This is a genomic window from Streptomyces sp. NBC_00820, assembly GCF_036347055.1.
Lineage (GTDB): Bacteria > Actinomycetota > Actinomycetes > Streptomycetales > Streptomycetaceae > Streptomyces.
Genome location: NZ_CP108882.1, coordinates 2,399,213 through 2,425,531, shown reverse-complemented (window position 1 = coordinate 2,425,531; position 26,319 = coordinate 2,399,213). Strand labels below are relative to the sequence as shown.

The 26,319-nt window shown below is 69.2% G+C and carries 25 protein-coding genes and 1 pseudogene; 11 read left to right on the top strand and 15 right to left on the bottom strand.

The window, feature by feature from the left end; translation table 11 throughout:
* Positions 1-15: 15 nt before the first annotated feature.
* The 3 genes from OIB37_RS11020 to OIB37_RS11010 form a co-directional block, all read right to left on the bottom strand.
* A complete protein-coding gene (locus tag OIB37_RS11020) occupies positions 16-705 on the bottom strand; it encodes a hypothetical protein (protein WP_330457384.1) in 690 nt (229 codons plus the stop codon).
* Complete coding sequence (locus tag OIB37_RS11015) at positions 705-1,013, bottom strand: DUF6112 family protein (RefSeq protein WP_330457383.1); 309 nt, start codon at positions 1,011-1,013, stop codon at positions 705-707. The genes OIB37_RS11020 and OIB37_RS11015 overlap by 1 nt, the downstream gene beginning before the upstream one ends.
* 85 nt (positions 1,014-1,098) lie before the next feature.
* Complete coding sequence (locus OIB37_RS11010; protein ID WP_330457382.1) at positions 1,099-2,226, bottom strand: C40 family peptidase; 1,128 nt, start codon at positions 2,224-2,226, stop codon at positions 1,099-1,101.
* 582 nt (positions 2,227-2,808) lie between these two features.
* Between OIB37_RS11010 and OIB37_RS11005 the strand changes: the two genes are divergently transcribed.
* Positions 2,809-3,555 carry a DNA-methyltransferase gene (locus tag OIB37_RS11005; protein WP_330457381.1) on the top strand — a complete coding sequence of 249 codons (747 nt, stop codon included), beginning with the start codon at positions 2,809-2,811 and terminating at the stop codon, positions 3,553-3,555.
* Positions 3,556-3,644: 89 nt separating this feature from the next.
* Here the strand turns inward: OIB37_RS11005 and OIB37_RS11000 are convergent, their stop codons facing one another.
* Positions 3,645-4,583 carry a DUF5655 domain-containing protein gene (locus OIB37_RS11000; protein WP_330457380.1) on the bottom strand — a complete coding sequence of 313 codons (939 nt, stop codon included), beginning with the start codon at positions 4,581-4,583 and terminating at the stop codon, positions 3,645-3,647.
* A gap of 738 nt (positions 4,584-5,321) precedes the next feature.
* On the opposite strand from OIB37_RS11000, the gene OIB37_RS10995 reads away from it, so the two are divergent.
* The 3 genes from OIB37_RS10995 to OIB37_RS10985 all read left to right on the top strand — a co-directional run bounded on the left by OIB37_RS10995 (position 5,322) and on the right by OIB37_RS10985 (position 7,837).
* The gene (locus OIB37_RS10995; RefSeq protein WP_330457379.1) at positions 5,322-5,984 is read left to right on the top strand and encodes a DUF6082 family protein; all 663 of its coding nucleotides are present in this window, start codon (positions 5,322-5,324) and stop codon (positions 5,982-5,984) included.
* Positions 5,985-6,019: 35 nt separating this feature from the next.
* Entirely contained in the window at positions 6,020-6,928 is a 909-nt protein-coding gene (locus tag OIB37_RS10990; protein ID WP_330457378.1) for a hypothetical protein, read from the top strand.
* A gap of 90 nt (positions 6,929-7,018) precedes the next feature.
* The gene (locus OIB37_RS10985; RefSeq protein ID WP_330457377.1) at positions 7,019-7,837 is read left to right on the top strand and encodes a hypothetical protein; all 819 of its coding nucleotides are present in this window, start codon (positions 7,019-7,021) and stop codon (positions 7,835-7,837) included.
* A gap of 441 nt (positions 7,838-8,278) precedes the next feature.
* Here the strand turns inward: OIB37_RS10985 and OIB37_RS10975 are convergent, their stop codons facing one another.
* The gene (locus OIB37_RS10975; protein WP_330457376.1) at positions 8,279-9,436 is read right to left on the bottom strand and encodes a nuclear transport factor 2 family protein; all 1,158 of its coding nucleotides are present in this window, start codon (positions 9,434-9,436) and stop codon (positions 8,279-8,281) included.
* A gap of 95 nt (positions 9,437-9,531) precedes the next feature.
* Here OIB37_RS10975 and OIB37_RS10970 point away from each other — a divergent pair, with 95 nt between their 5' ends.
* On the top strand, positions 9,532-10,563 hold the full coding sequence (locus OIB37_RS10970; RefSeq protein WP_330457375.1) for a LysR family transcriptional regulator: 1,032 nt from the start codon (positions 9,532-9,534) through the stop codon (positions 10,561-10,563).
* A gap of 101 nt (positions 10,564-10,664) precedes the next feature.
* A complete protein-coding gene (locus OIB37_RS10965; RefSeq protein WP_330457374.1) occupies positions 10,665-11,084 on the top strand; it encodes a hypothetical protein in 420 nt (139 codons plus the stop codon).
* A gap of 13 nt (positions 11,085-11,097) precedes the next feature.
* Here the strand turns inward: OIB37_RS10965 and OIB37_RS10960 are convergent.
* Positions 11,098-11,775: pseudogene (locus tag OIB37_RS10960) on the bottom strand (IS5 family transposase); the annotation flags it as partial.
* Positions 11,776-11,918: 143 nt separating this feature from the next.
* On the opposite strand from OIB37_RS10960, the gene OIB37_RS10955 reads away from it, so the two are divergent.
* Entirely contained in the window at positions 11,919-12,092 is a 174-nt protein-coding gene (locus OIB37_RS10955; protein ID WP_330457373.1) for a hypothetical protein, read from the top strand.
* A 283-nt stretch (positions 12,093-12,375) separates the two neighbouring features.
* The gene (locus OIB37_RS10950) at positions 12,376-13,056 is read left to right on the top strand and encodes a hypothetical protein (RefSeq protein WP_330457372.1); all 681 of its coding nucleotides are present in this window, start codon (positions 12,376-12,378) and stop codon (positions 13,054-13,056) included.
* A gap of 306 nt (positions 13,057-13,362) precedes the next feature.
* Here OIB37_RS10950 and OIB37_RS10945 read toward each other — a convergent pair whose 3' ends face one another.
* Complete coding sequence (locus OIB37_RS10945; RefSeq protein WP_330457371.1) at positions 13,363-13,890, bottom strand: hypothetical protein; 528 nt, start codon at positions 13,888-13,890, stop codon at positions 13,363-13,365.
* 344 nt (positions 13,891-14,234) lie between these two features.
* On the bottom strand, positions 14,235-15,644 hold the full coding sequence (gene glnA, locus OIB37_RS10940) for a type I glutamate--ammonia ligase (protein ID WP_330457370.1): 1,410 nt from the start codon (positions 15,642-15,644) through the stop codon (positions 14,235-14,237).
* 210 nt (positions 15,645-15,854) lie between these two features.
* On the opposite strand from glnA, the gene OIB37_RS10935 reads away from it, so the two are divergent.
* Positions 15,855-16,322: an RDD family protein gene (locus tag OIB37_RS10935; RefSeq protein WP_330457369.1), complete on the top strand. Its 468-nt coding sequence runs from the start codon at positions 15,855-15,857 to the stop codon at positions 16,320-16,322.
* Positions 16,323-16,503: 181 nt separating this feature from the next.
* Here OIB37_RS10935 and OIB37_RS10930 read toward each other — a convergent pair whose 3' ends face one another.
* From OIB37_RS10930 to lipB, 4 genes are all read right to left on the bottom strand, one after another.
* A complete protein-coding gene (locus tag OIB37_RS10930; RefSeq protein ID WP_330457368.1) occupies positions 16,504-17,205 on the bottom strand; it encodes a DUF4191 domain-containing protein in 702 nt (233 codons plus the stop codon).
* 97 nt (positions 17,206-17,302) lie between these two features.
* Entirely contained in the window at positions 17,303-17,500 is a 198-nt protein-coding gene (locus OIB37_RS10925; protein WP_330457367.1) for an SCO2195 family GlnR-regulated protein, read from the bottom strand.
* 248 nt (positions 17,501-17,748) lie between these two features.
* Positions 17,749-18,714, bottom strand: coding sequence for a lipoyl synthase (gene lipA / locus OIB37_RS10920; protein ID WP_330457366.1), 966 nt, complete (start codon positions 18,712-18,714; stop codon positions 17,749-17,751).
* 136 nt (positions 18,715-18,850) lie between these two features.
* Complete coding sequence (lipB, locus tag OIB37_RS10915; RefSeq protein ID WP_330457365.1) at positions 18,851-19,648, bottom strand: lipoyl(octanoyl) transferase LipB; 798 nt, start codon at positions 19,646-19,648, stop codon at positions 18,851-18,853.
* A gap of 266 nt (positions 19,649-19,914) precedes the next feature.
* On the opposite strand from lipB, the gene OIB37_RS10910 reads away from it, so the two are divergent.
* Entirely contained in the window at positions 19,915-21,426 is a 1,512-nt protein-coding gene (locus OIB37_RS10910) for a regulator (RefSeq protein WP_330457364.1), read from the top strand.
* 628 nt (positions 21,427-22,054) lie between these two features.
* Here the strand turns inward: OIB37_RS10910 and OIB37_RS10905 are convergent.
* Both OIB37_RS10905 and OIB37_RS10900 read right to left on the bottom strand, forming a co-directional pair.
* Entirely contained in the window at positions 22,055-23,419 is a 1,365-nt protein-coding gene (locus OIB37_RS10905) for an NAD(P)/FAD-dependent oxidoreductase (RefSeq protein ID WP_330457363.1), read from the bottom strand.
* Between the two features lie 212 nt (positions 23,420-23,631).
* A complete protein-coding gene (locus OIB37_RS10900; protein ID WP_330457362.1) occupies positions 23,632-24,528 on the bottom strand; it encodes a TIGR01777 family oxidoreductase in 897 nt (298 codons plus the stop codon).
* A gap of 81 nt (positions 24,529-24,609) precedes the next feature.
* Between OIB37_RS10900 and OIB37_RS10895 the strand changes: the two genes are divergently transcribed.
* Positions 24,610-25,098, top strand: coding sequence for a GNAT family N-acetyltransferase (locus OIB37_RS10895; RefSeq protein ID WP_330457361.1), 489 nt, complete (start codon positions 24,610-24,612; stop codon positions 25,096-25,098).
* A 12-nt stretch (positions 25,099-25,110) separates the two neighbouring features.
* On the opposite strand, the gene OIB37_RS10890 is transcribed toward OIB37_RS10895, so the two are convergent.
* Positions 25,111-26,304 (bottom strand): MarP family serine protease, encoded by a 1,194-nt coding sequence (locus OIB37_RS10890; protein ID WP_330457360.1) that lies wholly within the window; start codon positions 26,302-26,304, stop codon positions 25,111-25,113.
* Between the last annotated feature and the right edge of the window lie 15 nt (positions 26,305-26,319).

The window sequence follows — 26,319 nt, the reverse complement described above, 5'->3', positions numbered from 1 at the left end:
TTTCTCAGGTTGTGGTCAGGGCGCGACGGCCGGCATGACACCGGCCAGAGCGCAGGGATGGGAGGGGCGGCACTGCACCGCGAGGGTGATCACGCGGCTCTCCGCGCCTCCGGCCGGCGAGCCCTTCCAGGCGATCGACTGCTTCCCGGAGACCGTCACCGCGTAGACGTACGCCGTGGCGATCGCGCCGGGGTCCTCCTGAAGCGCCCGGGTGAACGCATCGGGGAAGTGACCCTCGTGCACGGTGGCGGTGGCGAACTGACCGTTGGCGGCCATCTCCTTCCACAGCACCGGCGACGGAACCAGCGCGTCCACCGAAGCCGCATCGGCGTACTTGGCTTCCGGAGTCAGCCAACCGTGCAGCGCGCCGCGCAGCTTGGTCTGCGAGTAGGCCCGTGTGTCGTACGACCACAGAGCCGCAGCCGCAGCCTTCCCGAAGGCGATCGGGTTGTGCGTGCGGGGCGGCCCGGGAAGAGCGTGATGGTGTGTACTCGATGATGGCGATGCGGGCGGCGAAGCCGGTCGCTCCGAGGGGGCCGTTGCACCCGTTGCATGAGTGGCGGCTTTGGCGGGAGTCCTGCCGTCGCGTGTGAGGTAGGCGGCGAGGCCGGCGAGGGCGACGAGCACCACCAGGACGGCGGTACCGAGCAACGCCCGGCGGCGCACGCGAGATGCGCCGCCGGGGTGGGCCGAGTGGGCCGGCATCAGTGGACCTTCGTTCCCAGCGTGCTGAAGAACGCGACCACACCGTTCGCCGCTCCCATCAGAAGGGCCGCGCCGGCGCTGACCATCACGCCCTTCTTGCCGTTGGCCTCGGCCTGGTGACCGCCGGAGTGATGACCCCAGGCCCACACCGCGGCGCTGACGGCGAGCGCGCCGACCACGGCCACGAGCCCAAAGAGGTTGATGGACCCCATCACCTGCTTCAGGACCGAGAGACCCGGCAGGCCGCCCTCGTTCGGCTTGATGCCCGGGTCGTAGGCGAGCAGGACAGCCTTGGTGGCAAGAGACATGTTGAACTCCAGTTCGATTAAGTGCGCGCCAAAGCCCGAGAGGACAGGGCGGTGGTGCGAGGAAGAGAGGGAAAGGAAGCGCCGGTCAGACGACTCGGCGGCCAGCGAGGATCTGCGACTTCCAGGACGCGAGGGTCGCGATACGGACCACGTCACCGGTGTGCGGAGCATTGATGATCAAGCCCTGGCCGATGAACATCCCGACATGCTCGGGGACCGCGGCCGTCCCCTCGGTGAAGACGAGATCACCCGGCCGAAGAGCATCGACCGATACCGGCTTGCCCGCCTTGACCTGCGTGTACGTCGTCCGCGGCAGACTGACACCGGCCGCCTTGTAGGACTGCTGCATCAGAGAAGAGCAGTCGCAGCGGCCCATGGGATCGCTCCCGTGGGAATCGGTGCAGCTCCCACCCCACTGATACGGCGTCTTGAGCTGGCCGAGCGCCCAGCGGATCGCCGTCTGGACCGTCGACGAAGCATCCGCCGGGATCTTGTATCCGGCCGGCACCGCACCAGGCGGAATGGTGCCGAAGACGGTCCCATCCCCACCGCTCGTACAACCGACCGCGCTGCTCGGGACGGTGCCGTCCGAAGCGGACCACGAGGCGTCGGCCGTCTTCTTCAACAGCGGATCGAGGGCCTGCTGCAGGGCGGTCGCCAGTGGCTCCCACTTCGCGTACGCCCCCGGATAGCCGGAGCGCTGCACCGCCTGGGCGGCCTGGGCGACAGACAGCGACTGCCAACCCGAGACCTTCTGCAGTGTCTCGTAGAACTTGGTCGAGGCGTGTACCGGGTCGAGGATCTCGTTCGCGGTGCCCCAGCCCTGTGACGGACGCTGCTGGAACAGGCCCAGGCTGTCCCGGTCGCCGTAGGTGAGGTTGCGCAGGCCGCTCTCCTGCAGAGCGGTGGCCAGCGCCACGATCTGTCCGCGAGCCGGAATGTTCATTGCGACGCCAGTGGCCTGAATGGTCTTGGCGTTCGGGACCTGCTCCGACGGGTCGCTCAGCCCCGGAACGGACACCGTCCCCTTGCCGCTGCCGCCGCCCAGGATTGCCTTCACCTGAGCGGCAACCACCGCACCGTCCACGGCCTGTGTGCCGCCGTTCGAGCAGGAGGCCGAAGCGCTCCCGGCACCGATGGTCAGGATCGGAATCGCCAGCAGCAGCGGACCGGCAGCGAAAAGACCGACGACCGCTCCGGTCGTCTTCTTCATTGCCTCCGCCCATCACCCGGACGTCGACCAAGGCCGTCCGACGGAGTCGGGTCCGGTCGGGGGCGAATCAGGGCATGCTGCATCGCAGCGGCTCCTTGTGTTCGTAGGAGGGGACGCGGTGCCGGCTTCTCGTGCAAAGCCGCCGGCACCACGCCGACATGAATCCACCTCTCAGGGCGGCCCGGCATTACAGGAGTTGGTCGTTCCCGGACGCCGGTCTGGGGTCAAACGCGGCAGCCAGCCGCGCTCGTAATCTCAGGCGATGCACCGGTCTCCTCACGGCCTTCGAGAATGAAAAGTTGATGAGCCATCCGCGCAGCGCATTTGAACGCGTCCCCACGGATCAGCACAGGTCAGCAGGGGGGAGCGGTGCTCCTTCCCGGTGACAAGGCGAGACAGTAGACGGGGATTCCGGCCGCACCAAACGACGGCCACATCTGCCTTCGGATCCTGAAACGGCTTATTAGGTGCGGCCGGAAAAGACGGTTAACGTCCAGCACAACCCCGCCCCGAAAGGCCGTTGTTGAACGTCCTCGGAGGGGGGTTTCGTTGTCGCGCCCTGCCCTGAAAGAGGCCCCGCACATGAGCTACACGCTGCACCGAGGCGACGCCCTCACCGTCCTGAAGTCCCTCCCGGACGAGAGCGTCAACGCCGTCATCACCGACCCCCCGTACAACTCCGGCGGACGCACCAGCTCGGACCGCACCGCCCGTACCGCCCGTGCCAAGTACGTCACCAGCAATTCCGCGCACGACCTGCAGAACTTCCCCGGCGAGAACCGTGACCAGCGGTCCTACCGCAGCTGGCTGACCGACCTCCTCACCGAGGCATACCGGGCGTCCACCGAGCACGCGGTCGCGATGGTCTTCACCGACTGGCGCCAGGAACCGACCACCACCGACGCCCTGCAGATGGCCGGATGGACCTGGTCCGGCACCATCCCGTGGATCAAGCCCGCCAGCCGCCCCCGCAAGGGCGGCCCAAAGCAGGACTCCGAGTTCATCGTCTGGGGCGTCAAGGGCTCCCTCGACAACACCCGCGACCTCTACCTGCCCGGCCACTACATCGCCTCGCAGCCCCGCAAGGACCGGGTCCACATCACCCAGAAGCCCGTCGAGGTCATGCAGCAGCTCGTACAGGTCTGCCCCGAAGGCGGCACCGTCCTCGACCCCTTCACCGGCAGCGGCTCCACGGGAGTGGCCGCCCTGCGCGAGGGCCGGCACTTCGTGGGCGTCGAGCTGTCCTCGCACTACGCCGAGGTCGCCGAGCAGCGGCTCCAGGCAGAGCTCACGCAGAACGACTTCGACCTCGCCGGACCTGCGGAGTGAACATGAGACCACCGAGACCGGCCAGAAGACCGGCCACGAACAAAGGGCGGTTGGAGCACCATGCTCCAACCGCCCTTCGCTGTAAGCGCTCAGGACGCCTCGAACGCCCGACGTATCAACGGTGACGCCTTCTCCAAGTCGGCGGCCGAGGCGATGCGCACCTGCAGGTCACCCGTACCGAGATGACCCACGCCGCGCATGTCGCGGGTGAAGCCCTCCTCCAACTCGACCGTATCCGGGTCGACTCTGAGGTAGGCCAGGATCGTCTTGTGCTTCGGCCGGAAGATCACCGACGCGAGATTCACCATCCGCCGATACGCGATGTAGTGCGCCAGCGGTGCCACCTCGACCTCATCCCACGCAGTGAGGGCCTCGTCCAACTCCGAGTACAGGTCACGCAGGCACTCTGGAACCACGACCTGAGCCGTGCGAGCCGGAAGCTGCTTCTCGCTTTCGCCGATGCAGGCTGGCTCGTCCCGCTCTCGCTGCTGACGTCGAGTCGGAGCGATAGGGGGCGATGCCGATACGGATTCCACCAGCTGCAGGCTCAGCAGCCCGCCGTCGAAGATGCGGTAGCGCACCAGGTCGACGCGCTCGTGCAGTCGGTGAACGGCAACGCGGTCATGGTGGGAGAAGCCGGCCGCGATGCAGACGATTCGTGGATTCCGCCAGTCGATCACCCGCGAGGCTTCGACACCCAACCTCTGCTTGACCAGGGCCTCGAACTCGTGGTGCGCCGAGTCCAGCCACGACAGATAGGAGGCGGCCTGCGACATGACCCCGCTGTCCGCCCCCTTCTTGTACTCGATCACCACCGGGACGTTGTTCTCATCAAGCCCAAGCGTGTCGATCCGACCCCGATGCCACGGTCCCGTCGGGTATTCGGAAGCCAGGAAGCGAATGCCGAGCATCGACTCCATCCCAGCCTCAACGCGACGTTGCAGCTCGACCTCCAGTGCCACCGTCGAGCTCCGAAGCTCGACGTCCCGGCCATCGGCATCCTGCCGGAACAGCATCAGGTCGGTCACGCACATCCCCCTCTTACGATCAGCACAGGGAAGTAATCAACAAGACCACGGAGGTATTCCCGTGGCCGACGAGCAATAGATGTTTCTCGCCCAAGCCCTTCCGACTCGCCTCGTGGACTCGGCTGGGCCACGCGCCTTCCTATCTCCCGACGGTTGGGCGCAGGGCACGGAAACCGGCCTTCTCGGCTATGACGACTTCCCCTGAGTCCGAGGAAGTGGGGCGAAGTGGGGGAGCGTTCGGAGTAGCGGTGGGTTCTGTCGCGTGGTAATAACGAGCGGCCCCAATGGGGTGATTAGATATCATTGATGCCATATGGCAATGCTGTTCATTATGTGGTATGGGTGTGGCCATATTGAAGTGGGGTGAAGTGGGGAAGGCTTGGTGTAGCGATGTCAGCCCGGCATGCGGCTGAATGGGGGGCATGCCTCGAACCGCCAGAACAGACCGTCCCCCGCAGTTCGAACTACGCTGCGGAGGGCTCCAGTTGACGATTCAACGATTTCCCGGCTGGCTGGTGGCCTCCTTTGCTACAACCGTGGGTAGCGGGCTCGCGGCATGGCTCACTTCTCGATAACTGCGAGCGCTCATCGCGCGTTCCTGGCGGTCACTGACCGGCGCCCCGACCTCCAGGAGGGACCGCCAGTAGGTGACCGGCCGGACCGTGTGCCCCCTTGTCGGGTGCCAATGCGAGCTTCATCCTGGTCAGCGAATCGGTATTCGGGGTCCTAGGGGGGCGCGTGGCGACCGACGGAAATAGGGGCGGATATGCACGGAAAGGGCATCTGGCCCTCGCGTATGGACTGCTCGGACTCGGCCTGCTGGGTCTGATCGCATCCATGCCGTTCGTGCTGGCCGCAGTGGCCCCCGCGAACACCGACTGGGGGAAGCTCAGCGCCATCAGCCAGGCATATGGCGCCGCGTCCGTCGTCCTCTCGGCCGTTGCTCTGGCAGGAGTGGCTTTCTCGCTCCTCTACCAAGTTCGCCAGGTTCGTGCGAGTAACGAGCAGGCGATTCGAGACAGCCATCTCCAGCTCGTGGCACTCGCGCTGAGTAACCCGGATTTACTCCAGGCGTGGTCACCGCCTGTTGCGCCGATCACGTTGAAGCGGCATCAGCAGCATCTGATCACGTCACTCGCTCTTGGTGAGTTGCTGCAGCGCTTCCGTGTCGGCCACCTGTCCGTCGAGAAGCTTGCCGTGAAGCTCGACGGACACTTCGCCGGCGAGATCGCACGTGAACAGTGGGAATGCGAAGGGCCTGGCTGGCGCCGAACCATGGAGTCCGGTGATCGCCGCGACCGTGCGTTCGTCCGCCTGGTTGATGACTGCTACCAGGCGGCTGTAGCGGCAGGGCCGGCGCTTGCTGTCGTCGAGTTCCAAGATCGATTGGACTGCCCCTGAAGGCGTGCTCTGGCCTGCAGCTTAAGCTGTTCGGCGTGAGCGAGGACAAACTGCCCGACATCCTGGACCACGTTCTGAAGTCAGTTCGAGACTTCACTGAAGCCGAGGTCGCCCTCGCAGAGGCCGAGCAGCGTCTCGTGCTGTGCCGGCAGGGCGTCATGGAGCAGGTCCAGCGTCTTCGTGATGGGGTGGAGGCTTCCCATGCCCCAGAGCTGATCACGGTTCTGAGGCATCTGTACTGGCAGCAGCCCGGGATTCACGGCCGAGCCTTGGCCCAGGCGGCCGGCCTCACCCTGAACGACATGCTGGCCACGATAGGTCCGGCGCCTGCCGGGATCCTCTGTGCCGAATGCGGGGTGGAGCTTCTGCGAACGAGTCGATCTTGGCAGCCGCCAGCCCGGCCTGGTCCGCCGCTTTGTCCAGATTGTGTTGCGGTGGACAATCGTACTAGATCTCGACGATGGCACGTGCAGACGCTGCGCTCGCGGATTATTCGTGAGGCCCGGGTCCCGGCGACAGTCCGCGAATGGCGAGCGGCAACCGAACTCGTGCTGGCCTACCCTCCGCTAATACAGGGAATCCGTCGAGGTAGTGAGGCAGACCTGCAGGAAGGTGTTTGGCGCGGCTGGGAGAATGCGCGGGGTATCCGTACTCGGCTGATCAATGCCGCCGTCGTCGACGACGACGTCTGGGGTATTACCGTCGAGGAGGCTCGCCTGCTGGTGTCCATCGCGCTGAAGGTCGTCGACTGGGACACCGCCCGCACTCGCGACATCGTCGACCCAACTACTGACGAAGCCGCGGTCGCGCTGCTGAGCCGTCTACAGCGTGCCGTCCGCGATGAGGCCGAGGCCGCCCAACAGCGTGCCGATGCGGCTTACCCGGAGGGGTACGAGCCCAGCGAGGACGAGATCAATGAGATCTGGGGCGGGATGTCCCTCTGACTAGAGGGTCCCCGGCGTTCAATGCACGCTGGGCTGCGAGTTTAAAGATGTGCTCGCTCGCCTCCCGCGCCATCCGTCACTATGAGCGCCATGCCGAAGGATGAAGCTCTGGAGCGTGAGGACGCGGTACTCAAGCTCGTCTGCGACGGGCTGAGCAACGAGCATCGCACGCTCAGAGTGGTGGGTCGCCCAGACGTGGAGAAGCACGCCCTGGCGGTAGATGCCCTCATCGAAGTCGCCGAGGATGGCACCTCCCGTACATGGGCAGCGGACATCACCCTGGCCTCCAAAAAGTTTGATCCTCGGATCCCAGCAGCCATGAAGGACCTGGAGGACAATCTCCTCCCGCGCCTGGAAGACCTAGCTGCCAAGGTGGGCCGGGCGGTGATGGTCGGCTGCAAGCCGTTCGTCAGGTCGCATCGACACACGAGCAAGCAGTGGAAAGCCCTGATGCGCGAGTACCAGGACAACATCTACGACCGCGCAGTGGTCTCTGCCTTCCGTGCGTCGGGTCAGTGGTTCGACTCCGAGGTCGGCATCACCTGGCAGGGGCCAGGTTCCTGCTTCGGGGAAGGACGCCGCGTCCTACTGAGCTACCACGACCCAAAGATCGAGGAGGGATTTCGCTTCTCCCACTCGGTCGAAAAGAAGCTTCAGGTTCAGCTGGCCCGCGCCCAGGCCGCCGGGTACCCAACGATCCTGATCCTCGACCAGAAGCCGCCCACCTACGTCCGCTGGGCCAGCAACAGTGAGCCGACACCGTACGACACCGGCTGCGGGTTGGCCTTCGCGACTTCATGGCTCAAGGGCAAGCTCGACGTCGGAGTCTTGGTCCAGTCGGACGACAGCGTGCACGAGGTGTATGGCTCCTTGAGCGCCAGGGGGCCCGCGGAGGAAGCGGCAACCTAGGGCGTGTTACGAAAGTCGATCTTGGTCGTGGAATGATCACGTGCTGTGGCGCGTGGAGATCTGACGGACGAGCAGTGGGCCAGGCTGGAGCCGTTGACGAAGCCTGGCCGGCCGCCGATATGGCCGAGGCGGCAGCTGATCGACGGCATACGGTCGACTCGACGATCTACCGCGCCCACCAGCACGCCGCCGGAGCCGTCACAAGGGGGATCTTCAGAAGGAGCCGCCCGGCGGCATTGAGGTCGAGCCGGAGACCACGGTCTCGGTCGCTCGCGAGGCGGGCTGATTACCAAGGTCCATCTCGCGGTCGAGCAGGGGCAGAAGCCCATGTCGATTGGGGTGTTCACGAGTACACGTGACGTGCGGCAACAAGAGGCTCTGAAGATCGTTCCCCGTGTGCATGGTGATCGTTTCCCCGGGGACACGGATCGGTTCCCGCTCTCAGGAGTTGCGGTGATACGCCTTGTTGGCGATGCGCCAGCCGCCGTCGGCGCGGATCAGCAGGAAGATGTCGGTGAAGGTGTCTGCGCCGTGCGAGAGCGTCATGGTGGCGGTCGCGACGGTGCCGTGGACGTCGATGGCGTCGATGTGGCGGGTGCGGGTCGGTTCGTCCGGGGCCGGCTGGCCTTGGAAGAGGGTGCAGTACTCGTCCAGGGGCCAGGAGATGAATGCGCCGTCTCGGATCCCTTCGATGTGGGCGGTGGGCAGGAACGCGTCGCGGAAGTGGGTGGGGTCGCCGGTGGCGTGTCCGCGGATGTAGGCGCGGAGCGGTTCGAGTACGGCGTCGTTCACGGCGGGGACCGTGGCGGCGACGGCGATGTCGGCCTCGTGGGTGGCAGGGGTGTCGGCCAGGCCCGTTGCGCTGCGCAAAGGGGTGTCCGACGCGGCGGCCAGCAGTGCCATGTCCTTGGCCAGCGCACCGATCGTGAATTCGGCTGCGGCAGCTGTTGGGTCGCCGAGGAGGAAGTGTCGCTTGCGGGCCACGAGGCCGCCGAGCTGGCCGAGTTCGAGGATGTCCAGCGTCTGGGTACGGGGCAGGGCGAGGGCGTCGGCCTGCCGCAGTGAGTCACGCAGTGCGAGGACGGCGCCGGCGAGGCTGCTGTTGGCGATCAGCTTGAGCGCTGCGGCGGTGGATGCGTCGTCCACGCGCCGGACGGTGCCCAGCGTTTCCAGAACCGGTCGAACTCGGTCGAGTGCGTTCTGGTCGGCGGCGGCGAGGATCTGGAGGGTGCCGGCGGCGGCAGCCGGCACCGAGCCGAGCAGGGGCGCGTGGACGTAGGACTGGCCGAGTTGCCGGGCCAGTATCGATGCTTCGGCGGGGGCGATGGTGCTGGTGTTGAGCACGATCGCGTCCGTTCGCAGTGAGTCACGGACGTCATCGAGGACCTGCTGGCAGGCCGGTCCGTCGGACAGTGCCAGGAGGACGAGGTCGGCCTGCGCCACAGCCTCGTTCGGGTCGTCGGTCGTCTTGACGGTGATCGATGTGCGCCCTGAGCGTGTCCAGCCGACGACGTCCCAGTCCTGGGCGGCCAGGCGTGTCGCGATGGCGCCGCCCATGCGCCCCAGGCCGAGGACGGCGATCGTGTGCGGTGTGGTCATGCGCGCCACAGTGGTGCACCGCGATGGATGCGACAAGCGCAGATTTCGCATGCCCGCCCTGCGAGGCCCGCATACCAACTGGGCATACTGCCGCCATGGATCTGACTGTGTGGCGGGCCTTCGTGACTGTGTGCCGGGTCGGATCGCTGTCGGCGGCGGCAGCCGAGCTCAATCACACGCAGTCGGCCGTCTCCCGGCAGATCGCCGGGCTGGAGCGGCAACTCGGCGTGCCTCTGGTGGAGCGTCATGCGCGCGGGGTGCGCCCGACACCGGCCGGTGAGGTGTTTCGGCGCCATGCCCTGGCCACGCTCAACGAGGCCGACCGCGCCGTTCGCGCGGTACGAGACGTTCGCGACGGAGTGTGTGATCGTCCCCTGGCCATCGGCGCGACACCGTCTCTCGCCGCGGGAATCGTCCCTGAGGCCATCCGGGGCCTGCTGAGGCAGGTCGCATCCACCCGGTGGAGCCTGCTCCCCGGCCTGAGCGCACAGCTGCACGGCCGAGTGATCGCCGGTGATCTCGACATCGCCGTCGTCACCGACGCTCCGCCAGGGCTGGCCGTCGACCCGCGGGTCGACCGGCGGTTCCTCGGGCTGGACAAGATGGTCATCGTCCTGCCCGCCGGCCATCCGCAGGCCGGGAGCGGGCCGGTGCGCATTGAGGCGCTGGCCGACGAGACCTGGGCCGAGGACAACGAGGGCTCTGCAGCGCTCCTTCGCCAGCACGCCGCCCGCGCCGGGATCAGCGCCCGCATCGACCTCACCGCGGCCGATCTGCCCGGCAAGCTGGCCCTGGTCGCCACTGGTCATGCCATCGCATTGATCCCCGGAGTGCTGACGAGCGCGCTACGGGCCGATGTCACCGCAGTCGGCCTTACAGACCCCCCGACCCGCGGTATCTACACGATCACACCGCGCCGCGATGCCCACCCCTTCGCAGCGTCGCTCCACGACCAGCTCGCTGCTGTGTTCGCCTCGGCCCGTCCAGCTCAAGCCACCCACCACCCCCACGCGCCCGCTGGCCAACCCCCCCACGGAACAAAATCCCGCACCGCCCCGGTAGCCGCACCCGGACTTCCCGACCAGCCCAGAAGCGCGGGCATCACCAGCCCGAGAAGCATCAACTGATGGCGATCCAAGGCGACTTGGCCCTGGAGCCTTGAGGTCGTGTGGAGAGCGCGGCTGCTAGGCCGTGCATCGGAAGTGAATCGTGCGCATAGGGTGTCGGCATGTCACTGGGTCACATAGTCCTCTCGTCCGGTCGTTCGATCCGGCTCACCGAGCTACGGATGTCTTCGACCTACGGCGGGATGCTGGAGGGCTACCCGTGCAAGCGCATCAACGACCTGAAGGTCAGTTGGCTCCAGCGGCAGGCCGAACGCGCGTTTCCCTCCACGCCGGTCCATCTCGTTCCGCCCTCCCGCGAGTACCCGGACGAGACCGCCGGCGCCTTCGGTCCCGTTGAGGTGCTGCCTTCCGTGGCTTGCGTCGGTGTCTTCAACTCCACGGCGCTCGATACGGCAATGGACGGCTCCACCCTCATCGTCGCCTGGTTCCAGCCAGCACCGGAGGTCCCGGCGGGTGAGGATCCTGACCTTGCGCTTCGCAGCATTCGCTGGGAGGAACTGGCCCAGGACTACGAGCTGTAGCGACGTGTACTGATCACAACCACTCGTTGATGGCCGCGACGAGGACCGTGGCTTCAAAGCGGACCGCGAGCTTGTCGTAGCGGGTGGCCACCGCCCGGTGGCGCTTGAGGCGGTTGATCCCGCACTCGACCGCGTGACGCTCGCGGTAGTCGACTGGGTCGAAATGCGGTGGCCGGCCACCGTGGGAGCCTCGCTTCTGGCGGTTGCGTGCCTGGTCGGCCTTGTCGGGGATGGTGCGGCGGATCCCGCGGCGGCGCAGGTAGGCGCGGTTCTCGCGGGAGGCGTACGCCTTGTCAGCGCGCACGCGATCGGGGCGGACGCGCGGTCGGCCCGGCCCGAGGCGGGGCACGCGGACTCTATCCAGCACAGTTTCGAACTGCGGCGAGTCGCCGCGCTGCCCTGCCGTCACCACGATCGACATGGGCTTTTGGCCCTGCTCGACCGCCAGGTGCAGCTTGGTGGTGAACCCGCCGCGTGAGCGGCCCAGCCCGTGATCAAGGGGCTCGGTGAACACGCCGCCCGGCGGTTCCTTCTGCAGGTCACCCTGCTTCCGGGCCCCGGCCGCATGCTGATGAGCACGGCACACCGTGGAGTCGACGTTCAGCTCCCACGTGATCCCGCCTTTCGCATCGGCCAGGGACTGGAGCCGGGTGAGGACCCGGTGCCAGGTACCGTCCCGTTGCCACCGGCGGAGTGAAGTAGGCCGCCGACGAGGTGCCCGTGGCCCGGGTCCTTTTCCGACGGCCCCTTCCCGAACGGTGCGGGCTAGTTTCCCAGCACACCGCTCTCCAGTGATCTTTTCCGGGTGGATGAGGTCGCTCGTCCCGCCTGGACGTGGCCGCCATCAACCGGTTCACCGTGTTCAACAGCCGGGAGTTCGTGGCGCATTCGCCCCAGTGGAAGCAGGCCCACCCCAAACTCGCACGGGAGCTGCCTGAGCTGCTGGAGCGGCAACGACTGGTCGCGCCGGCATTTCTCCAGGACTACAAGCCCGGATCCACCGCGTAAGCCAGTTCAGACCGCCTTGCCCGTGACCGCCTCTCTCGACGGCACCGAGGTTTGTGCGCTGCGGGATGCCGTCCCCGTCACTCGATCAGTGGCAACGTTGAAAGCGCTCAGCGAGTCGAGCACGCGCTGTCGGAAGCGTTGGCCTGTCCCGTAGTGAACACGTAGCGCAAGGTGGCGGCGGTCCGCTGTCGCTGCCGGTGGACCCACCAGGGTGGCCATTTCGTTCATTTCTGTCGCCGGGCATAATCGGTGCCCGCCGTAGATGTCCAGACAGGAGCTGTGTGTGAACGACGCCCCCGAGAGTCCCGGCCCGTCCATAGATGCGGTCCCCACCCGCTACGGCGACACGACGTTTCGGTCACGGCTCGAAGCCGACTGGGCTGCCACTCTCGACAACTACGACATCCAGTGGCAGTACGAACCCGAGACGATCACCCTGGACTCCGGCGCCCTCTACATCCCCGACTTCTGGCTGCCCGAACTCGGTACCTGGATCGAAGTTAAAGGCCCAGGAGTGCCGCGTACCGAGAAGGCGAAGGAGCTGGCCCAGGCTCGCGCATGTCGATGCGAGGTCAACTGCGTCTGCCGGTGGCCGGGCGGCGAGTTCCTCCTCATCGGTAGACCATCGCTGGCCTCTGATCGGACGGAGATCGGGCACCGGCCCCGCAGCGGGTACGCCAACTGGGAGACCCCGTTCGGGCCGTCCACCTACTTCGTGAAGTGCCCGGGGTGTACGCGGGCCCAATGGACGACCCTCGGGCGGCCTTGGCGCTGCCGCACCTGTCGTGCCTCGCTCGAAAAGGAGCAGCTGCACAGGCCTGTCGACCGGTTTGTGAGGTTCATCAACAGCGCCAGCAGTGTGGGCTCCCTCTTTGCGATGCCCGACCTGGGCGAGCCCTTCACCGCCGCCGAACTCGGCCTCGACGAGGAGGCGGACGACAACTTCTTTCACGCAGGTTTCTGACCCGAGCGAGTCCGGGTGGTTCGGGGCAGACGGCGCGGTCGCGGCCAAACGCCGTCTCCTGGGTCCTTCCTGCTGCTTGGCTCCCGTACTCGGGAGACGGGGCTCGAGGTGCTCCGGCGGGTATCGGCCAAGGGACGTGTGGCGCAGGCACTCCGCCTTGTCGTCGCCCGCAGATGATGGCGGCCCCGGCGCGCGGCACGTGTTCGACGGCTAAGAGTCGCGCGCGATTAACCGGCGCACGCCTACGGGTGACCAACCCGACGTGCCCCGGACACGACTTCGACCGTATCGGGGGAGAAAACGCTGCTACGTGCTCGGAGGCTGGTCAAGGACGGTGCGCACCGCCTTGGCGTAGGCAGTGATCCCCCTATCGAGCCAGGATTGCGCCTCCGCCAGATCCTGGCGCAGCTGGGATACATCGGCGCCGTTCCGACGCGCCGAGAGGATGTCCATCGCCCTGCCCGCGACCTCACACGAGGTCTCTTGGAGCTCCTCGGCCGTTCTCACGACGGATTCAGGTCCCTCCACGATGACCATTGACAGGGTGCGGTTCACCGCGTCCACCAATTCGTTGAGTTCGTCGCTGGCACGGTTCGCCTGTTCAATTCGTGCGAACTCTACGTCGCCCCGGTGGCTGTGTTCCCTGATCTGTTCGACGGTGGTGAGGAAGGCGGCGTACGTTTCCCTTTGTCCTTGCTTGCGCCAACGGGCGTGCTCGCCCGCCTGCTGTGTCTGGACTTGTCGTCGACCTGCCCAACCAGTCAGCGCCGACGCTGCGGTCGTGCCGACTACTCCGATCGCGGCGCCCAAGAGGGCCGCCCACCCCTGATCCATTCGGCTGACTCTAAGCCACAGGGGCCACGAACGGCTGTACACGCGGTCGCGATGGTCTTCACCGACTGGCGCCAGGAGGCCTACGCCGTTTCGAGCGAGAGGGTGCAGGCATCGCCCTCGCGGCGATGGCCGAACGGATTCACCATCACTGCGTGTGACCGCCGTTTGAGATCTGGCATTGCTGATGGGGTGTCAGGCGTTCAAGATCATCTTGCACTTGCGTTGCACAAGATGCTGAAAACCAACGGTGATCACTGGTGAGCCATGAAGCGGTAAATCCGCAGGTCAGCGCGGCCTTACGGTGGTGTGCCCCCCTGCTGTCGGGGGCACACCACCTGTGCGGATCAGACGTCGTAGTACAGCTCGAACTCGTGCGGGTGCGGACGCAGCTGGAGCGGGGCGATCTCGTTGGTGCGCTTGTAGTCGATCCACGTCTCGATCAGGTCCGGCGTGAACACGTCGCCCTGGAGGAGGAACTCGTGGTCCGCCTCCAGGCGGTCGAGGACCGCACCGAGCGAGGTCGGGACCTGGGCGACGTTCGCGTGCTCCTCCGGAGCCAGCTCGTACAGGTCCTTGTCGATCGGCTCGGCCGGCTCGATCTTGTTCTTGACGCCGTCCAGACCCGCGAGGAGCAGTGCGGAGAAGGCCAGGTACGGGTTGCCGGAGGAGTCCGGGGCACGGAACTCGACGCGCTTGGCCTTCGGGTTCGAGCCGGTGATCGGGATACGCATGGCCGCGGAGCGGTTGCGCTGCGAGTACACCATGTTGATCGGCGCCTCGAAGCCCGGAACCAGGCGGTGGTAGGAGTTCACCGTCGGGTTGGTGAACGCCAGCAGCGACGGGGCGTGCTTGAGGATGCCGCCGATGTAGTAGCGGGCCATGTCCGACAGGCCCGCGTAACCGGCCTCGTCGTAGAAGAGCGGGGCGCCGCCCGCCCACAGCGACTGGTGCACGTGCATGCCCGAGCCGTTGTCGCCGAAGATCGGCTTCGGCATGAAGGTCGCCGTCTTGCCGTTGCGCCAGGCGACGTTCTTCACGATGTACTTGAAGAGCTGGAGGTCGTCGGCCGCGGCGAGCAGCGTGTTGAACTTGTAGTTGATCTCGGCCTGGCCGGCGGTGCCCACCTCGTGGTGCTGGCGCTCGACCTTCAGGCCGGAGCGCTCCAGCTCCAGGGAGATCTCGGCGCGCAGGTCGGCGAAGTGGTCGACCGGCGGGACCGGGAAGTAGCCGCCCTTGTAGCGGACCTTGTAACCGCGGTTGTCCTCGATGGCGCCGGTGTTCCAGGCGCCGGCCTCGGAGTCGATGTGGTAGAACGCCTCGTTCTCGGCGGTCTTGAAGCGCACGCTGTCGAACACGTAGAACTCGGCCTCGGGGCCGAAGTACGCGGTGTCGGCGATACCGGTGGACGCGAGGTACGCCTCCGCCTTCCGCGCCACGTTGCGCGGGTCACGGGAGTACTGCTCGCCCGTGATCGGGTCGTGGATGAAGAAGTTGACGTTCAGCGTCTTGTCCCGGCGGAACGGGTCCATCCGGGCCGTCGACAGGTCGGCGCGCAGGGCCATGTCGGACTCGTGGATGGCCTGGAAGCCGCGGATCGACGATCCGTCGAAGGCCAGCTCCTCGTCCGGGTCGAACGCATCGACGGGCACCGTGAAGTGCTGCATGACGCCCGGCAGGTCGCAGAACCTGACGTCGACGAACTTGACGTCCTCGTCCGCGATGAACTTCTTGGCCTCGTCGGCGTTCTGGAACATCCAGCTCCTCCTACTCCCGACCGTCGGCGCCGGGGTGGTAGATCGTTCGTGCGGCCAGTGCGGGGGCACACGCTCGTGCCGACCCTAGGGATGGGTGGTTTCTCGAGCGTGACCCATTTGTTTCGCAGAAGTTAACCGGCTACCCGTCCACCCTAGCCCCGACACACCCCTCCGCGCCCTGCCCGAATCCGGGCGCAGTACCGTGGACGGGTGGACAACAGGCAAGCAATCGGATCGTGGCTTTCCGGGCCGCGCGCGGCGATGGAAGACGCCGGTGCCGACTTCGGGTACCGGGGGGAGCAGCTCGGTCTGCCGGAAGAGGGCCCGAACTCGATCGCACGGCCCGGCCGGCGGCTCGGCGCGCTGGCCGTGGACTGGGGACTGTGCGTGCTGATCGCATACGGCCTGATCACCCATGGCAACAGCCCCGCCACCAGCAACTGGGCGCTGCTCGTCTTCCTCGTGATGAGCGCCCTGACGGTCGGCACCCTCGGCTTCACCCCGGGCAAGCGCCTCTTCGGCATCCGGGTCGTGGCCCTGCGGACGGGCGTCGTGAACCCGCTGCGCGCCCTGCTGCGCACGGTCCTGCTCTGCCTCGCGATCCCCGCCCTGGTCTGGGACCGGGACGGCCGCGGCCTGCACGACCGACTCGCCCAGACCGTCGAGGTCCGCATCTAGCGCCCACAGCGCCACAGCGACCACGGCGCCCATGGCACCCACAGCGCCACAGCGCCCACGGCACCCAAAGCGTCGGCCCCGCGTACGACGGGTCGGCGCGCGTACGACGAAGACGCGCGTACGACGAAGGGGCGCCCGGAGTGATTCCGGGCGCCCCTTCGTCGTACGCGTAGGAGTGAGGTCAGCGGGCCTTGCCGCCGCCCTTCGGCATCCGCATGCCCTTGGGCATCGGGCCCTTCGGCAGCGGCATGTTGGTCATGAGATCGCCCATGGCGCGCAGCCGGTCGTTGGTGGTGGTCACCTGGGGGCCGGTCAGCACGCGCGGGTACTTCAGCATGGTGGTGCGCAGCTTCTTCAGCGCGATCTGGCCGTCGCCGGTGCCCACGATCACGTCGTGCACGGGGACGTCCGTCACGATGCGGTTCATCTTCTTCTTCTCGGCCGCAAGCAGGCTCTTCACCCGGTTCGGGTTGCCCTCGGCCACCAGCACGATGCCGGCCTTGCCGACCGCGCGGTGCACCACGTCCTGGCTGCGGTTCATCGCGACCGCGGGGGTGGTCGTCCAGCCCCGGCCGATGTTGTCCAGCACGGCCGCTGCGGCGCCCGGCTGGCCCTCCATCTGCCCGAACGCGGCCCGCTCGGCCCTGCGGCCGAACGTGATCGCCGCGGCCAGCAGACCGAGCAGCACGCCCAGGACACCGAGGTACCACGGGTGGCCGATCAAGAAGCCGATCGCGAGGAGGACACCGAACGTGCCGATGCCGACGGCCGCGAGTACAAGACCGATCGTCTTGTCGGCCTTGCGGGTCATCTTGTACGTGAGAGCGATCTGCTTCAGTCGCCCTGCGTTAGCGGCGTCCGCCGCTGTTTCCTTCCTCGCCATGTCTGGAAGTCTACGTGGCCCCGGGAGCGCGGACGACGGCAGTGCCCGGTCGGGCCGGCGGAGGGGAACGGTCGGGCCGGCGGAGGGGGGGAGGGGGTCAGGGGCGCGTGGCCGCCTGGTCCAGCACGCGCTGCGCCTCGACCCTGTCCTTGGCGCGGCGGCGGTCCTCCAGCACGGAGGTCCAGGCGTTGCGGCGGGCGGTGCGCTGGCCGCCGCTCATCAGCAGCGACTCGACGGCACGGATGGCGTCGGTGAAGGACGGGATGGCGGTGGCGCGAACGGGCGCGGCCTGCATGGTCGGGAGCCTCCTCCGGTGCGGACGTACGTGACGTGATGTGACGTGATTCCAGGGTCACTGTTCGGTGTTACCAGGGCGTGACCGACCGGTCAAACGTCGGTGAAGCCCCGATACGGCACCCGCGAACGCCGACGCGGCCCTGGCGTCGCCCTCATCAGGGGGGACTGTCAGGACCGCGTCGACTCGGCCAATACCGGCCGGTAGCACCTTGTGCGTGAATTCACACGCTTGGCTCGCGCCCTTGCTCACACCGCCTGGGAGGCGACGTACGAGCCGCGCTTCTCGATGGCCATCTGGTACAGGCGGCCGGCGCGGTACGAGGAGCGGACCAGCGGGCCGGACATCACGCCGGAGAAGCCGATCTCCTCGGCCTCCTCCTTCAGCTCCACGAACTCCTGCGGCTTCACCCAGCGCTCGACGGGGTGGTGGCGCACGGAGGGGCGCAGGTACTGGGTGATGGTGATCAGCTCGCAGCCGGCCTCGTGCAGCTGCTGGAGCGCCTCGCTGACCTCCTCGCGGGTCTCGCCCATGCCGAGGATCAGGTTGGACTTGGTGACCAGGCCGAAGTCGCGGGCCTCGGTGATGACCTTCAGCGAGCGCTCGTAGCGGAAGCCGGGACGGATCCGCTTGAAGATCCGGGGCACGGTCTCGACGTTGTGCGCGAAGACCTCGGGGCGCGAGGCGAAGACCTCCGCGAGCAGCTCCGGGACCGCGTTGAAGTCGGGGGCCAGCAGCTCGACCTTGGTGCGACCGGCCTCGCGGCCCGCCGTCTGCGCGTGGATCTGGCGCACGGTCTCGGCGTACAGCCAGGCGCCGCCGTCCTCCAGGTCGTCGCGGGCGACGCCGGTGATGGTGGCGTAGTTCAGGTCCATGGTGACCACGGACTCGCCCACGCGGCGCGGCTCGTCACGGTCCAGCGCCTCGGGCTTGCCCGTGTCGATCTGGCAGAAGTCACAGCGCCGGGTGCACTGGTCGCCACCGATGAGGAAGGTCGCCTCGCGGTCCTCCCAGCACTCGTAGATGTTGGGGCAACCGGCTTCCTGGCACACCGTGTGCAGGCCCTCGCCCTTCACGAGGTTCTGCATCTTCGTGTACTCGGGACCCATTTTCGCCCGGGTCTTGATCCACTCGGGCTTGCGCTCGATGGGGGTCTGGCTGTTGCGGACCTCCAGGCGCAGCATCTTGCGTCCGTCGGGTGCGACTGCGGACACGACCGGCTCCCTGCTGATTGCTTTGAGTAGTCTTCGATTCTTCGGCGTACACCAGGGTACGCCCGTGGTAACTGAGCCCTACCGGAGAGACCAACCCGCCGGCCGCAGGGCGCATTCCCCTGATCGGGGGGTGTGATCAGGCCGACGCCTTCTCGATCACACGCGGCTTCAGGTCCGCGTTCTCCAGCACGTCCTTCAGGTGCCGCTCGATCACCGGCAGGACGTCCTCGACCGTGATGTCCCGGCCCAGTTCGTTCGCCAGGGAGGCGACGCCCGCGTCGCGGATGCCGCACGGGATGATCCGGTCGAACCAGCGGTTGTCCGGGTTCACGTTGAAGGAGAAGCCGTGCATCGTGACGCCCTTGGCGACGCGGATGCCGATCGCGGCGATCTTGCGGTCCTCGCGGCGCTGGCCGGCGTTGGACGGGGCGTACTCCGGACCGTTGAGCCGGGGGTCGAACTCCTCGTCGTTCAGCCGCGGGTCGAAGTCCAGGGACAGCCCGCCGAGGGCCGGCCGCCGCTCGACCGGGTCGCCGAGCACCCACACCCCGCTGCGGCCCTCGACCCGGGTGGTCTCGACGCCGTACTCCGCGCAGGTGCGGATCAGCGCCTCCTCCAGCCGGCGCACGTGCGCGACGACGTCCACGGGGCGCGGGAGCTTCTGGATCGGGTAGCCGACGAGCTGGCCGGGGCCGTGCCAGGTGATCTTGCCGCCGCGGTCCACGTCGACGACGGGGGTGCCGTCCAGCGGACGCTCGCTGTCCTCGGTGCGACGGCCCGCCGTGTACACCGGGGGGTGTTCCAGGAGCAGCACGGTGTCGGGAACCTCGTCGGTGAACCGGGCCGCGTGCACCCGGCGCTGTTCGTCCCACGCCTCCTGGTAGTCGACGGCGTCCGCGCCGAACCCCATGCGAACGAACCGCAGCTCACTCACGGCAAGCGCCTCCCTTGGCATCCCGCGGCATCCCGGGTCTCCCCGTGACGGTTGTGTCAGGCACGTATCGCGCCCACGCCACTGTACGTCCGACCGGAGTACGTCAGCCGCGCGGGCAATCCTCACACGATCGGATGAATGCCTGTCGAAGTGTGCGATGACCTGCTCACTCTCCGCTACATTCGCGCCGTTCGTGAGGCCGAATGGGCTGCTCACAGGCAATCCCGGCACCTCAGAGGCCTGGTAGGCAGGAGACCGCACCGCAGATGACGGACCGACCCGCGCAGCGCACCCCCAACCGCCAGCTCGCCACGCTCATCGCGGAGGCGGGGTTCTCCAACGCGGGTCTGGCCCGTCGCGTCGACCAGCTCGGTCTGGAGCACGGGCTGGACCTCAGATATGACAAGACCTCGGTCACCCGCTGGCTGCGAGGACAGCAGCCCCGGGGGACGACCCCCGCCCTCATCGCCGAGGTCTTCACCCGCCGGCTCGGGCGCCGGCTCACGGCACAGGATCTCGGACTGGACGCGTGCGCGCCGGTGTACGCCGGGCTGGAGTTCGCGGCCACCCCGGAGGAGGCCGTCGACATCGTCGGCGGACTGTGGCGCAAGGACTCCGGCAGCCATGCCGAGCTGCGCAAGATCGCCTTCACCCCGGCGGGCCTCGTCGTGCCCAGCCGGGACTGGCTGATCGGCAGGCCCGACGACAAGGTGGCCCGCGAGGCCCTGGCCCGGGTGCCCGCGCAGGTCCGCCCCGGCGCCGAGTCCGCCGTCCCGGTACCGGGCCGCCCCGCGGGCAGGGCCGAGGACCGGTTCGCGCCCGTCGCCGCGCCGGTCCCGCCCCGCCCCCGCGGCCACGCCGAGCGGGTGCCGGGGCACCGGGTGAGCGGCGGCGACATCGCGGCGCTGCGCTCGGTCGGGGAACTGTTCCGCACCCTCGACGACCAGTACGGCGGCGGACATGCGCGCCAGGCCCTCGTGCGCTACCTGGAGCACGAGTGCGAGCCGATGCTGCGCGGTGTCTACGGCGAGCAGACCGGTCGCCGGCTGTTCGCCGCGGCCGCCGATCTCACCCGGCTCGCGGGCTGGACGTCGTACGACATCGCCGCGCACGGACTGGCCCAGCGCTACTTCGTCCAGGCCCTGCGGCTCGCCCAGGCGGCCGGGGACCGCGCCTACGGGTCCTACGTCCTGGTCACCATGAGCCGCCAGGCCGTCTACCTCGGGCACGGCAGGGAGGCCGTGCAGCTCACCCGGGTCGCGCAGCAGGGGGTCGGCACCGGCGCGCCGCCGGTCGTGCAGGCGCTGCTGCACGCCGCCGAGGCGCGGGCGCACGGCGTCCTCGGTGAGGTGCGGGCGTGCACGGGCGCACTGGTGCGGGCCGAGCGCGCGCTGGAGGCGGCCCGGCCCGGGGACGACGTGCCGCACTGGGCGCACTTCTTCGACGAGGCACAGCTCGCCGACGAGCTGGGGCACTGCCACCGGGACCTCCAGCAGTACCGCGCCGCCGCCCAGCACGCGGAACGCTCGCTGCAGCTGCGCGCCCCCGTCCACGCCCGCAGCCGCCTCTTCTGCCGCGTCGTCCTCGCCACCGCCCGCCTCGGCCTCGGCGAACTCGACCAGGCCTGCGCCCTCGCCGCGGAGGCGGCCGCCCAGGCCGTCGAGATGCGCTCGGTCCGCGCCGTCGAGTACGTCAAGGACTTCGAACGCCGCCTGGAGCCCTACAAGGACGCGGCCCCCGCACGCGGCTACCGCGACAAGGTGGCCGCACTGGGCTGACCGCCGACCGCCGACCGCCGACCGCTGACCGCTGACCGCTGACCGCTGACCGCTGACCGCTGACCGCCGAGCGCTGCCGCACCCCGCGCCGCATGCGGCTGGACTGCGCCCGCCGGTCGTGGCGAGGCGGCGCGGGGCCGGACCCGGCGGCGTCGTGGCGTGGCGAGGCCGGGGGCCCGGCGAGCCGGAGGCGCGGGCGCGACGCGACGACGCCCCGCCCGCGCTCCCGCCTGCGACCTGGGCTCGCCCGTGCGCCGACGGCGTTCTCACGTCGACTGCGCCGCCTGGCCCGGCCGGGACCCCGGCTCGCCCGTGCGCCGACGGCGTCCTCACGTCGCCTGCGCTCCCGGCCCGCGCGTTACGCCAGCGGCGTCCTCACTGCCGTCTGCGTCCCTGGCGCAGCCTGCGACCCCGGCCCGCCCGTACGCCGACGGCGTTCTCACGTCGCCCGCGTCCTTGGCCTGCCGGGGACTCCGGCTCGCCCGTTACGCCAGCGGCGTCCTCACGCCGTCTGCGTCCCTGGCCCGCCCGGGACCCCGGCTCGCCCGTACGCCGACGGCGTTGTCACACCGCCCGTGACCCCGCCCCGCCCGCGGACGCGGGCCCGCACCCCACGCCGGAGGCGGCCTCAGGCTGCTCGGGGCAGCCTCTGGGGTGGGTCGGACCTGTGCATCGAGCCTGTGGCCCCCAGGTCCCGCAGGACGGCCGCGGCGGCGCGGTGGGCCGAGTGGAGGGCGCCCTGGACGGTGCTGGTGTCGCGGTGGTCGCCGCAGACGTACAGGCCGGCCAGGAGGCGCACCGGGCGGCGCAGGTCGTGCGGGGGCCGCATGGCGGGCACCGCCTCCGGCGTGTGGTGCACGGCCAGCGTCTCCCAGCGGCGCGTCGAGGTGCCGTAGAGGCGGGAGAGGTGGCTGCGGACGGCGGTGTCGAGGTCGTCGGGCGGGGTGCCCAGCACGGTCGAGGAGACCAGCACGCGCCCGCCGGGCGCCCGGCTCGGATCGACGTTGCTGAGCACCGCCGTGTGCGCGACCGGACCGCCCCGGTCGGCGTCCAGCAGGAGCGAGGTCCCCGTCGACAGCGCCGGGTCCGGATCGTCCGTCGTGTGGTGGACCACGGTCACCGGATGGAAGTCCGGCACCCGCAGGCCCGGCAGCAGCTCGGCCGCCGCCCGCGCGTCGGTCGCCAGCAGCACCGCGCGGCAGCGGATCTCGCCGTGCTCGGCGGTGCTCACCGCGGTGGTGGACACGGAGGTGACCCGCACCCCGGTGCGCACGGTGCCGGCCGGCAGCGAGGCGGCCAGCAGCTCCGGGAGCGCGTCGGCACCCCCCTCCGGCACGCACAGCCGCCCGCTCGCGAACGCGTGCAGCGCCAGGTCGGCGCACCGGCTGGACGTGGTCAGCTCCGGGTCGCACAGCAGTGCGGCGAGCAGCGGGCGCAGGAAGCCGTCGATGGTGCGGGCGGGCACCCCGCGGGCCGCGAGCGCCTGCGCGGCGGGCGACTCCGGGCGGGCCAGCAGCCGTTCGACCGGGGTGGCGGCGATCCGGCCCAGCGCGGCACCGAGCCGGGCCTGGTCCACGGCGCCGCCCACCGGCGCGCCCGTGCGCCCCGGGGAGCCGCCCGGCCCCCTGGGGGCGCTCGCCAGGGCGCGCACCACATGCAGTGCGCCCCGTGCGCTCCCCCCGACCGCCGGGGCGCCCGTACGATGCCTGCGCCCGTCGCGGTGCAGCAGGACGCCCGGCGCGAAGCGGCGCAGGGCGAGCGAGCCGAGCCCCGGGGTCAGCCGGAGTTCGGGGTAGGACGTGGACAGCAGCTGTCCGATGCGGTCGAGCCGGAAGCCGTCGACCTTCTCGGTCGACATACGGCCGCCCGCGTAAGGGGCGGCCTCCAGGACTGCGGTCGTTACTCCTGCGCTGGTGAGCCGATGAGCCGCCGAGAGTCCGGCGATCCCGGCTCCCACGATGACGACGTCCACCTGGTTCGTGGGCTCAAGCACGAGGCCCCTCCTGTGGTTGCGCGGCCGGTGGAGACGTCATGCCCCCAACAGGCTCCGGGGATACCCGGGTTCGGGACGAGGTTAGGCCGGTGATCGGCCAGGAACAGTCGCGCATCAACAGGGCACGGTCGCATGGAGGTCGCATACGGTCACATGTGTTCGCAGCTCTCTCAACTACGCCCATGCGAGGGCAGTCGGGCGTGCGACCCCGGTCACTCCGCGGCGCGGATCGCCTCGTCGATCCCCGGGTACCTGAACGTGAACCCGGACTCCAGCAGCCGCTTCGGCACCGCCCGCTGACTGCCCAGCACGTCCCCGGCCATCTCGCCCAGCGCCACCCGCAGCACCGCCGCCGGCACCGGGAACGGCGTCGGCCGGTGCAGCACCCGCCCCATCGCCTCGGTGATCTCGTTGTTCGTCAGCGGCTCCGGCGCGGTCAGGTCGAACGGCCCGACCAGGGTGTCGTGCTCGACGAGATGCCGGATCGCGGCGACCTCGTCGTGCAGCGCGATGTACGACCAGTACTGCCGCCCGTTGCCCAGCCGCCCCCCGAGCCCCGCCTTGAACAGGGGGAACATCCGCCCCCAGGCACCGCCCTCACGGGCCACCACCAGCCCGGTGCGCGCGAACACAGTCCGTACGCCCGCCTCCCGCACCGGCCCCGCGGCCGCCTCCCACTCCACGCACACCGAAGGCAGGAACCCCTGCCCGGCCGGGGAGTCCTCGTCCACGATCCGGTCGCCCGTGTCGCCGTAGTAGCCGATCGCGCTGCCGTTCACGAAGACCCGCGGCGGCTCGGGCAGCTCCGCCACCGCCTTCGCCAGCGTCGCCGTGCCGAGCACCCGGCTGTCCCGGATCAGCCGCTTGTACTCCGGCGTCCAGCGCCGGTCGCCCACCCCGGCCCCGGCCAGATTGACCACCACGTCACAGCCGGCCAGCCCCGGCGCGTCCACCTGACCGCGCGCGGGGTCCCAGCGGACCTCGTCCGCGCCACGCGGCTCGCGCCGCACCAGGCGTACCACCTCGTGCCCGTCGGCGAGCAGGGACCGTACGAGGGCACTGCCGATCAGACCGGACGAGCCGGCCACGGCGATTCGGGAATGTTCCATGCGCCCAGCATGCGGGTCCGACCTGCGAGAACCGGGTAAACCAGGTGAGGTGTCCGGGCCTGTCGCCCTAAGGTGCACCGCATGCCGCAACCGCACATACGCACCGCCCGGCCCGAGGACGGCGAGGAACTGGGCGCCCTCGACCGCGCCGCCTGGTCCACCCTGCACGAGGTGACGCCCGAGCCGCAGCCGCCGTACCGGCCCTTCTTCGGCGACCGGTATCCCGTGCACGGCTGCCTCGTCGCCGAGCTGGACGGCCGGATCGCCGGTTACGTCCGGCTCGCTCAACCCACGCCGTTCCCCGCGAGCGCGCACGTACGGCAGATCCAGGGCATCGCCGTCGCCCGCGAGGCCCGCGGACACGGTGTGGGACGCGCACTGGTCCGGGCCGCGATCGACAGCGCCCGCGAGCAGGGCGCCCGGCGCATCACCCTGCGCGTGCTCGGGCACAACACCCCGGCCCGCGGGCTCTACACGGCCGAGGGGTTCGAGGTCGAGGGCGTACTTCCGGAGGAGTTCCTGATCGGGGGGACGTACGTCGACGACGTGCTCATGGGCCGCCCGCTGTGAGCGGCTGACCCCTCACGAGGACGCCAGCTCGCCCGTGTCCACCGCCGCCGTCGCCCCGGCACCCCGCGAGGCGTCGCCCTTCACCTCCTGCGCCGTCAGCGCGTACCCCGTCTCGGAGTCCGAGGTGGAGCGGGCGAAGACCACGCCGTACACCCGGCCGTCGGTGGCCAGCAGCGGGCCGCCGGAGTTGCCGGGCAGGACCTTCGAGCGGATCGCGTAGATCTCGCGGGTGACCGTGCCGTCGTTGTAGATGTTCTGGCCGGTCGCCCGCACCCGGTTCGCGACCGTCGCCGCCTGCAGGTTCAGGTTCCCGTTCTCCGGGTAGCCCGCGACCACCGCCGTGTCCCCGCGCCGCGCGCCGCCGTCGAAACGCAGCACCGGCGCGCGCAGCCGGGGCACGTACAGCACCGCCACGTCCCGGTCCGGGTCGAAGAGCACCACCCGCGCCCCGTACGACCGCCCCACCCCGCCCACCCGCACGCTCGGGTTGTCGATGCCGGCCACCACGTGCGCGTTCGTCATCACATGCCCCGGCGCGTACACGAAACCGCTGCCCTCGCGGCCCTCGCTGCCGGAGGCGCCCTCGATCTTCACCGTGCTGCGCTGCGCCGCGCGCTTCGCGTCCGCGGTGACGCTGTCGCCCGACGGCTCCGCCACCTGAGCCGTCGACTCGTTCTCGAACGGGTTGAAGACCTGCGGGAACCCCGCGTCGGTCAGCGCGGACGTGGCCCGCGAGAACCACGCGGGCGTCGTCTGCGGCATCCTCTCCTGCACCGCGCCCAGCAGCGCCGAGTTCCGGATCTGCGTCGTCAGGGTCTGCGAGGGAGCCGCGCCCAGCACGCTCGCCGCGACCCAGGCCACGATCAGCACCGCCACCGAGTTGGCCGCCGCGCCCCCGATCCCGTCCGCCACCCGCAGTGGGCCCCGGCCCTCGCGGTCCAGCTCGCTGCGCAGCCGCAGCGAAAGCCGGCCGGCCAGCTCGTGCCCCACCATGCCGGGCACCAGCACGGTCAGGATCGCCAGCACCGTCGCCGCCGCCGAACCGCGCGACACCAGCCCGGTCACCCAGGGCAGCGCCCACACCCCGACGACCGCGCCGCCCACGAACCCGGCCAGCGACACGCATCCGGCCACCAGGCCGCGCCGGTACCCGGCCGCCGCGTACACGAGGGCCACCAGCACAAGCATGAGGTCGAGCAGGTCCACGAAGCCGCCTTTCTC

Excerpts from the sequence above, each read along its gene's own strand:
- OIB37_RS11020 (WP_330457384.1), bottom strand. The coding sequence starts at position 705 with ATGCCGGCCCACTCGGCCCACCCCGGCGGCGCATCTCGCGTGCGCCGC.
- OIB37_RS11015 (WP_330457383.1), bottom strand. The coding sequence starts at position 1,013 with ATGTCTCTTGCCACCAAGGCTGTCCTGCTCGCCTACGACCCGGGCATC.
- OIB37_RS11010 (WP_330457382.1), bottom strand. The coding sequence starts at position 2,226 with ATGAAGAAGACGACCGGAGCGGTCGTCGGTCTTTTCGCTGCCGGTCCG.
- OIB37_RS11005 (WP_330457381.1), top strand. The coding sequence starts at position 2,809 with ATGAGCTACACGCTGCACCGAGGCGACGCCCTCACCGTCCTGAAGTCC.
- OIB37_RS10985 (WP_330457377.1), top strand. The coding sequence starts at position 7,019 with ATGCCGAAGGATGAAGCTCTGGAGCGTGAGGACGCGGTACTCAAGCTC.
- OIB37_RS10975 (WP_330457376.1), bottom strand. The coding sequence starts at position 9,436 with ATGACCACACCGCACACGATCGCCGTCCTCGGCCTGGGGCGCATGGGC.
- OIB37_RS10970 (WP_330457375.1), top strand. The coding sequence starts at position 9,532 with ATGGATCTGACTGTGTGGCGGGCCTTCGTGACTGTGTGCCGGGTCGGA.
- OIB37_RS10965 (WP_330457374.1), top strand. The coding sequence starts at position 10,665 with ATGTCACTGGGTCACATAGTCCTCTCGTCCGGTCGTTCGATCCGGCTC.
- OIB37_RS10945 (WP_330457371.1), bottom strand. The coding sequence starts at position 13,890 with ATGGATCAGGGGTGGGCGGCCCTCTTGGGCGCCGCGATCGGAGTAGTC.
- glnA (WP_330457370.1), bottom strand. The coding sequence starts at position 15,644 with ATGTTCCAGAACGCCGACGAGGCCAAGAAGTTCATCGCGGACGAGGAC.
- OIB37_RS10930 (WP_330457368.1), bottom strand. The coding sequence starts at position 17,205 with ATGGCGAGGAAGGAAACAGCGGCGGACGCCGCTAACGCAGGGCGACTG.
- OIB37_RS10925 (WP_330457367.1), bottom strand. The coding sequence starts at position 17,500 with ATGCAGGCCGCGCCCGTTCGCGCCACCGCCATCCCGTCCTTCACCGAC.
- OIB37_RS10910 (WP_330457364.1), top strand. The coding sequence starts at position 19,915 with ATGACGGACCGACCCGCGCAGCGCACCCCCAACCGCCAGCTCGCCACG.
- OIB37_RS10900 (WP_330457362.1), bottom strand. The coding sequence starts at position 24,528 with ATGGAACATTCCCGAATCGCCGTGGCCGGCTCGTCCGGTCTGATCGGC.
- OIB37_RS10895 (WP_330457361.1), top strand. The coding sequence starts at position 24,610 with ATGCCGCAACCGCACATACGCACCGCCCGGCCCGAGGACGGCGAGGAA.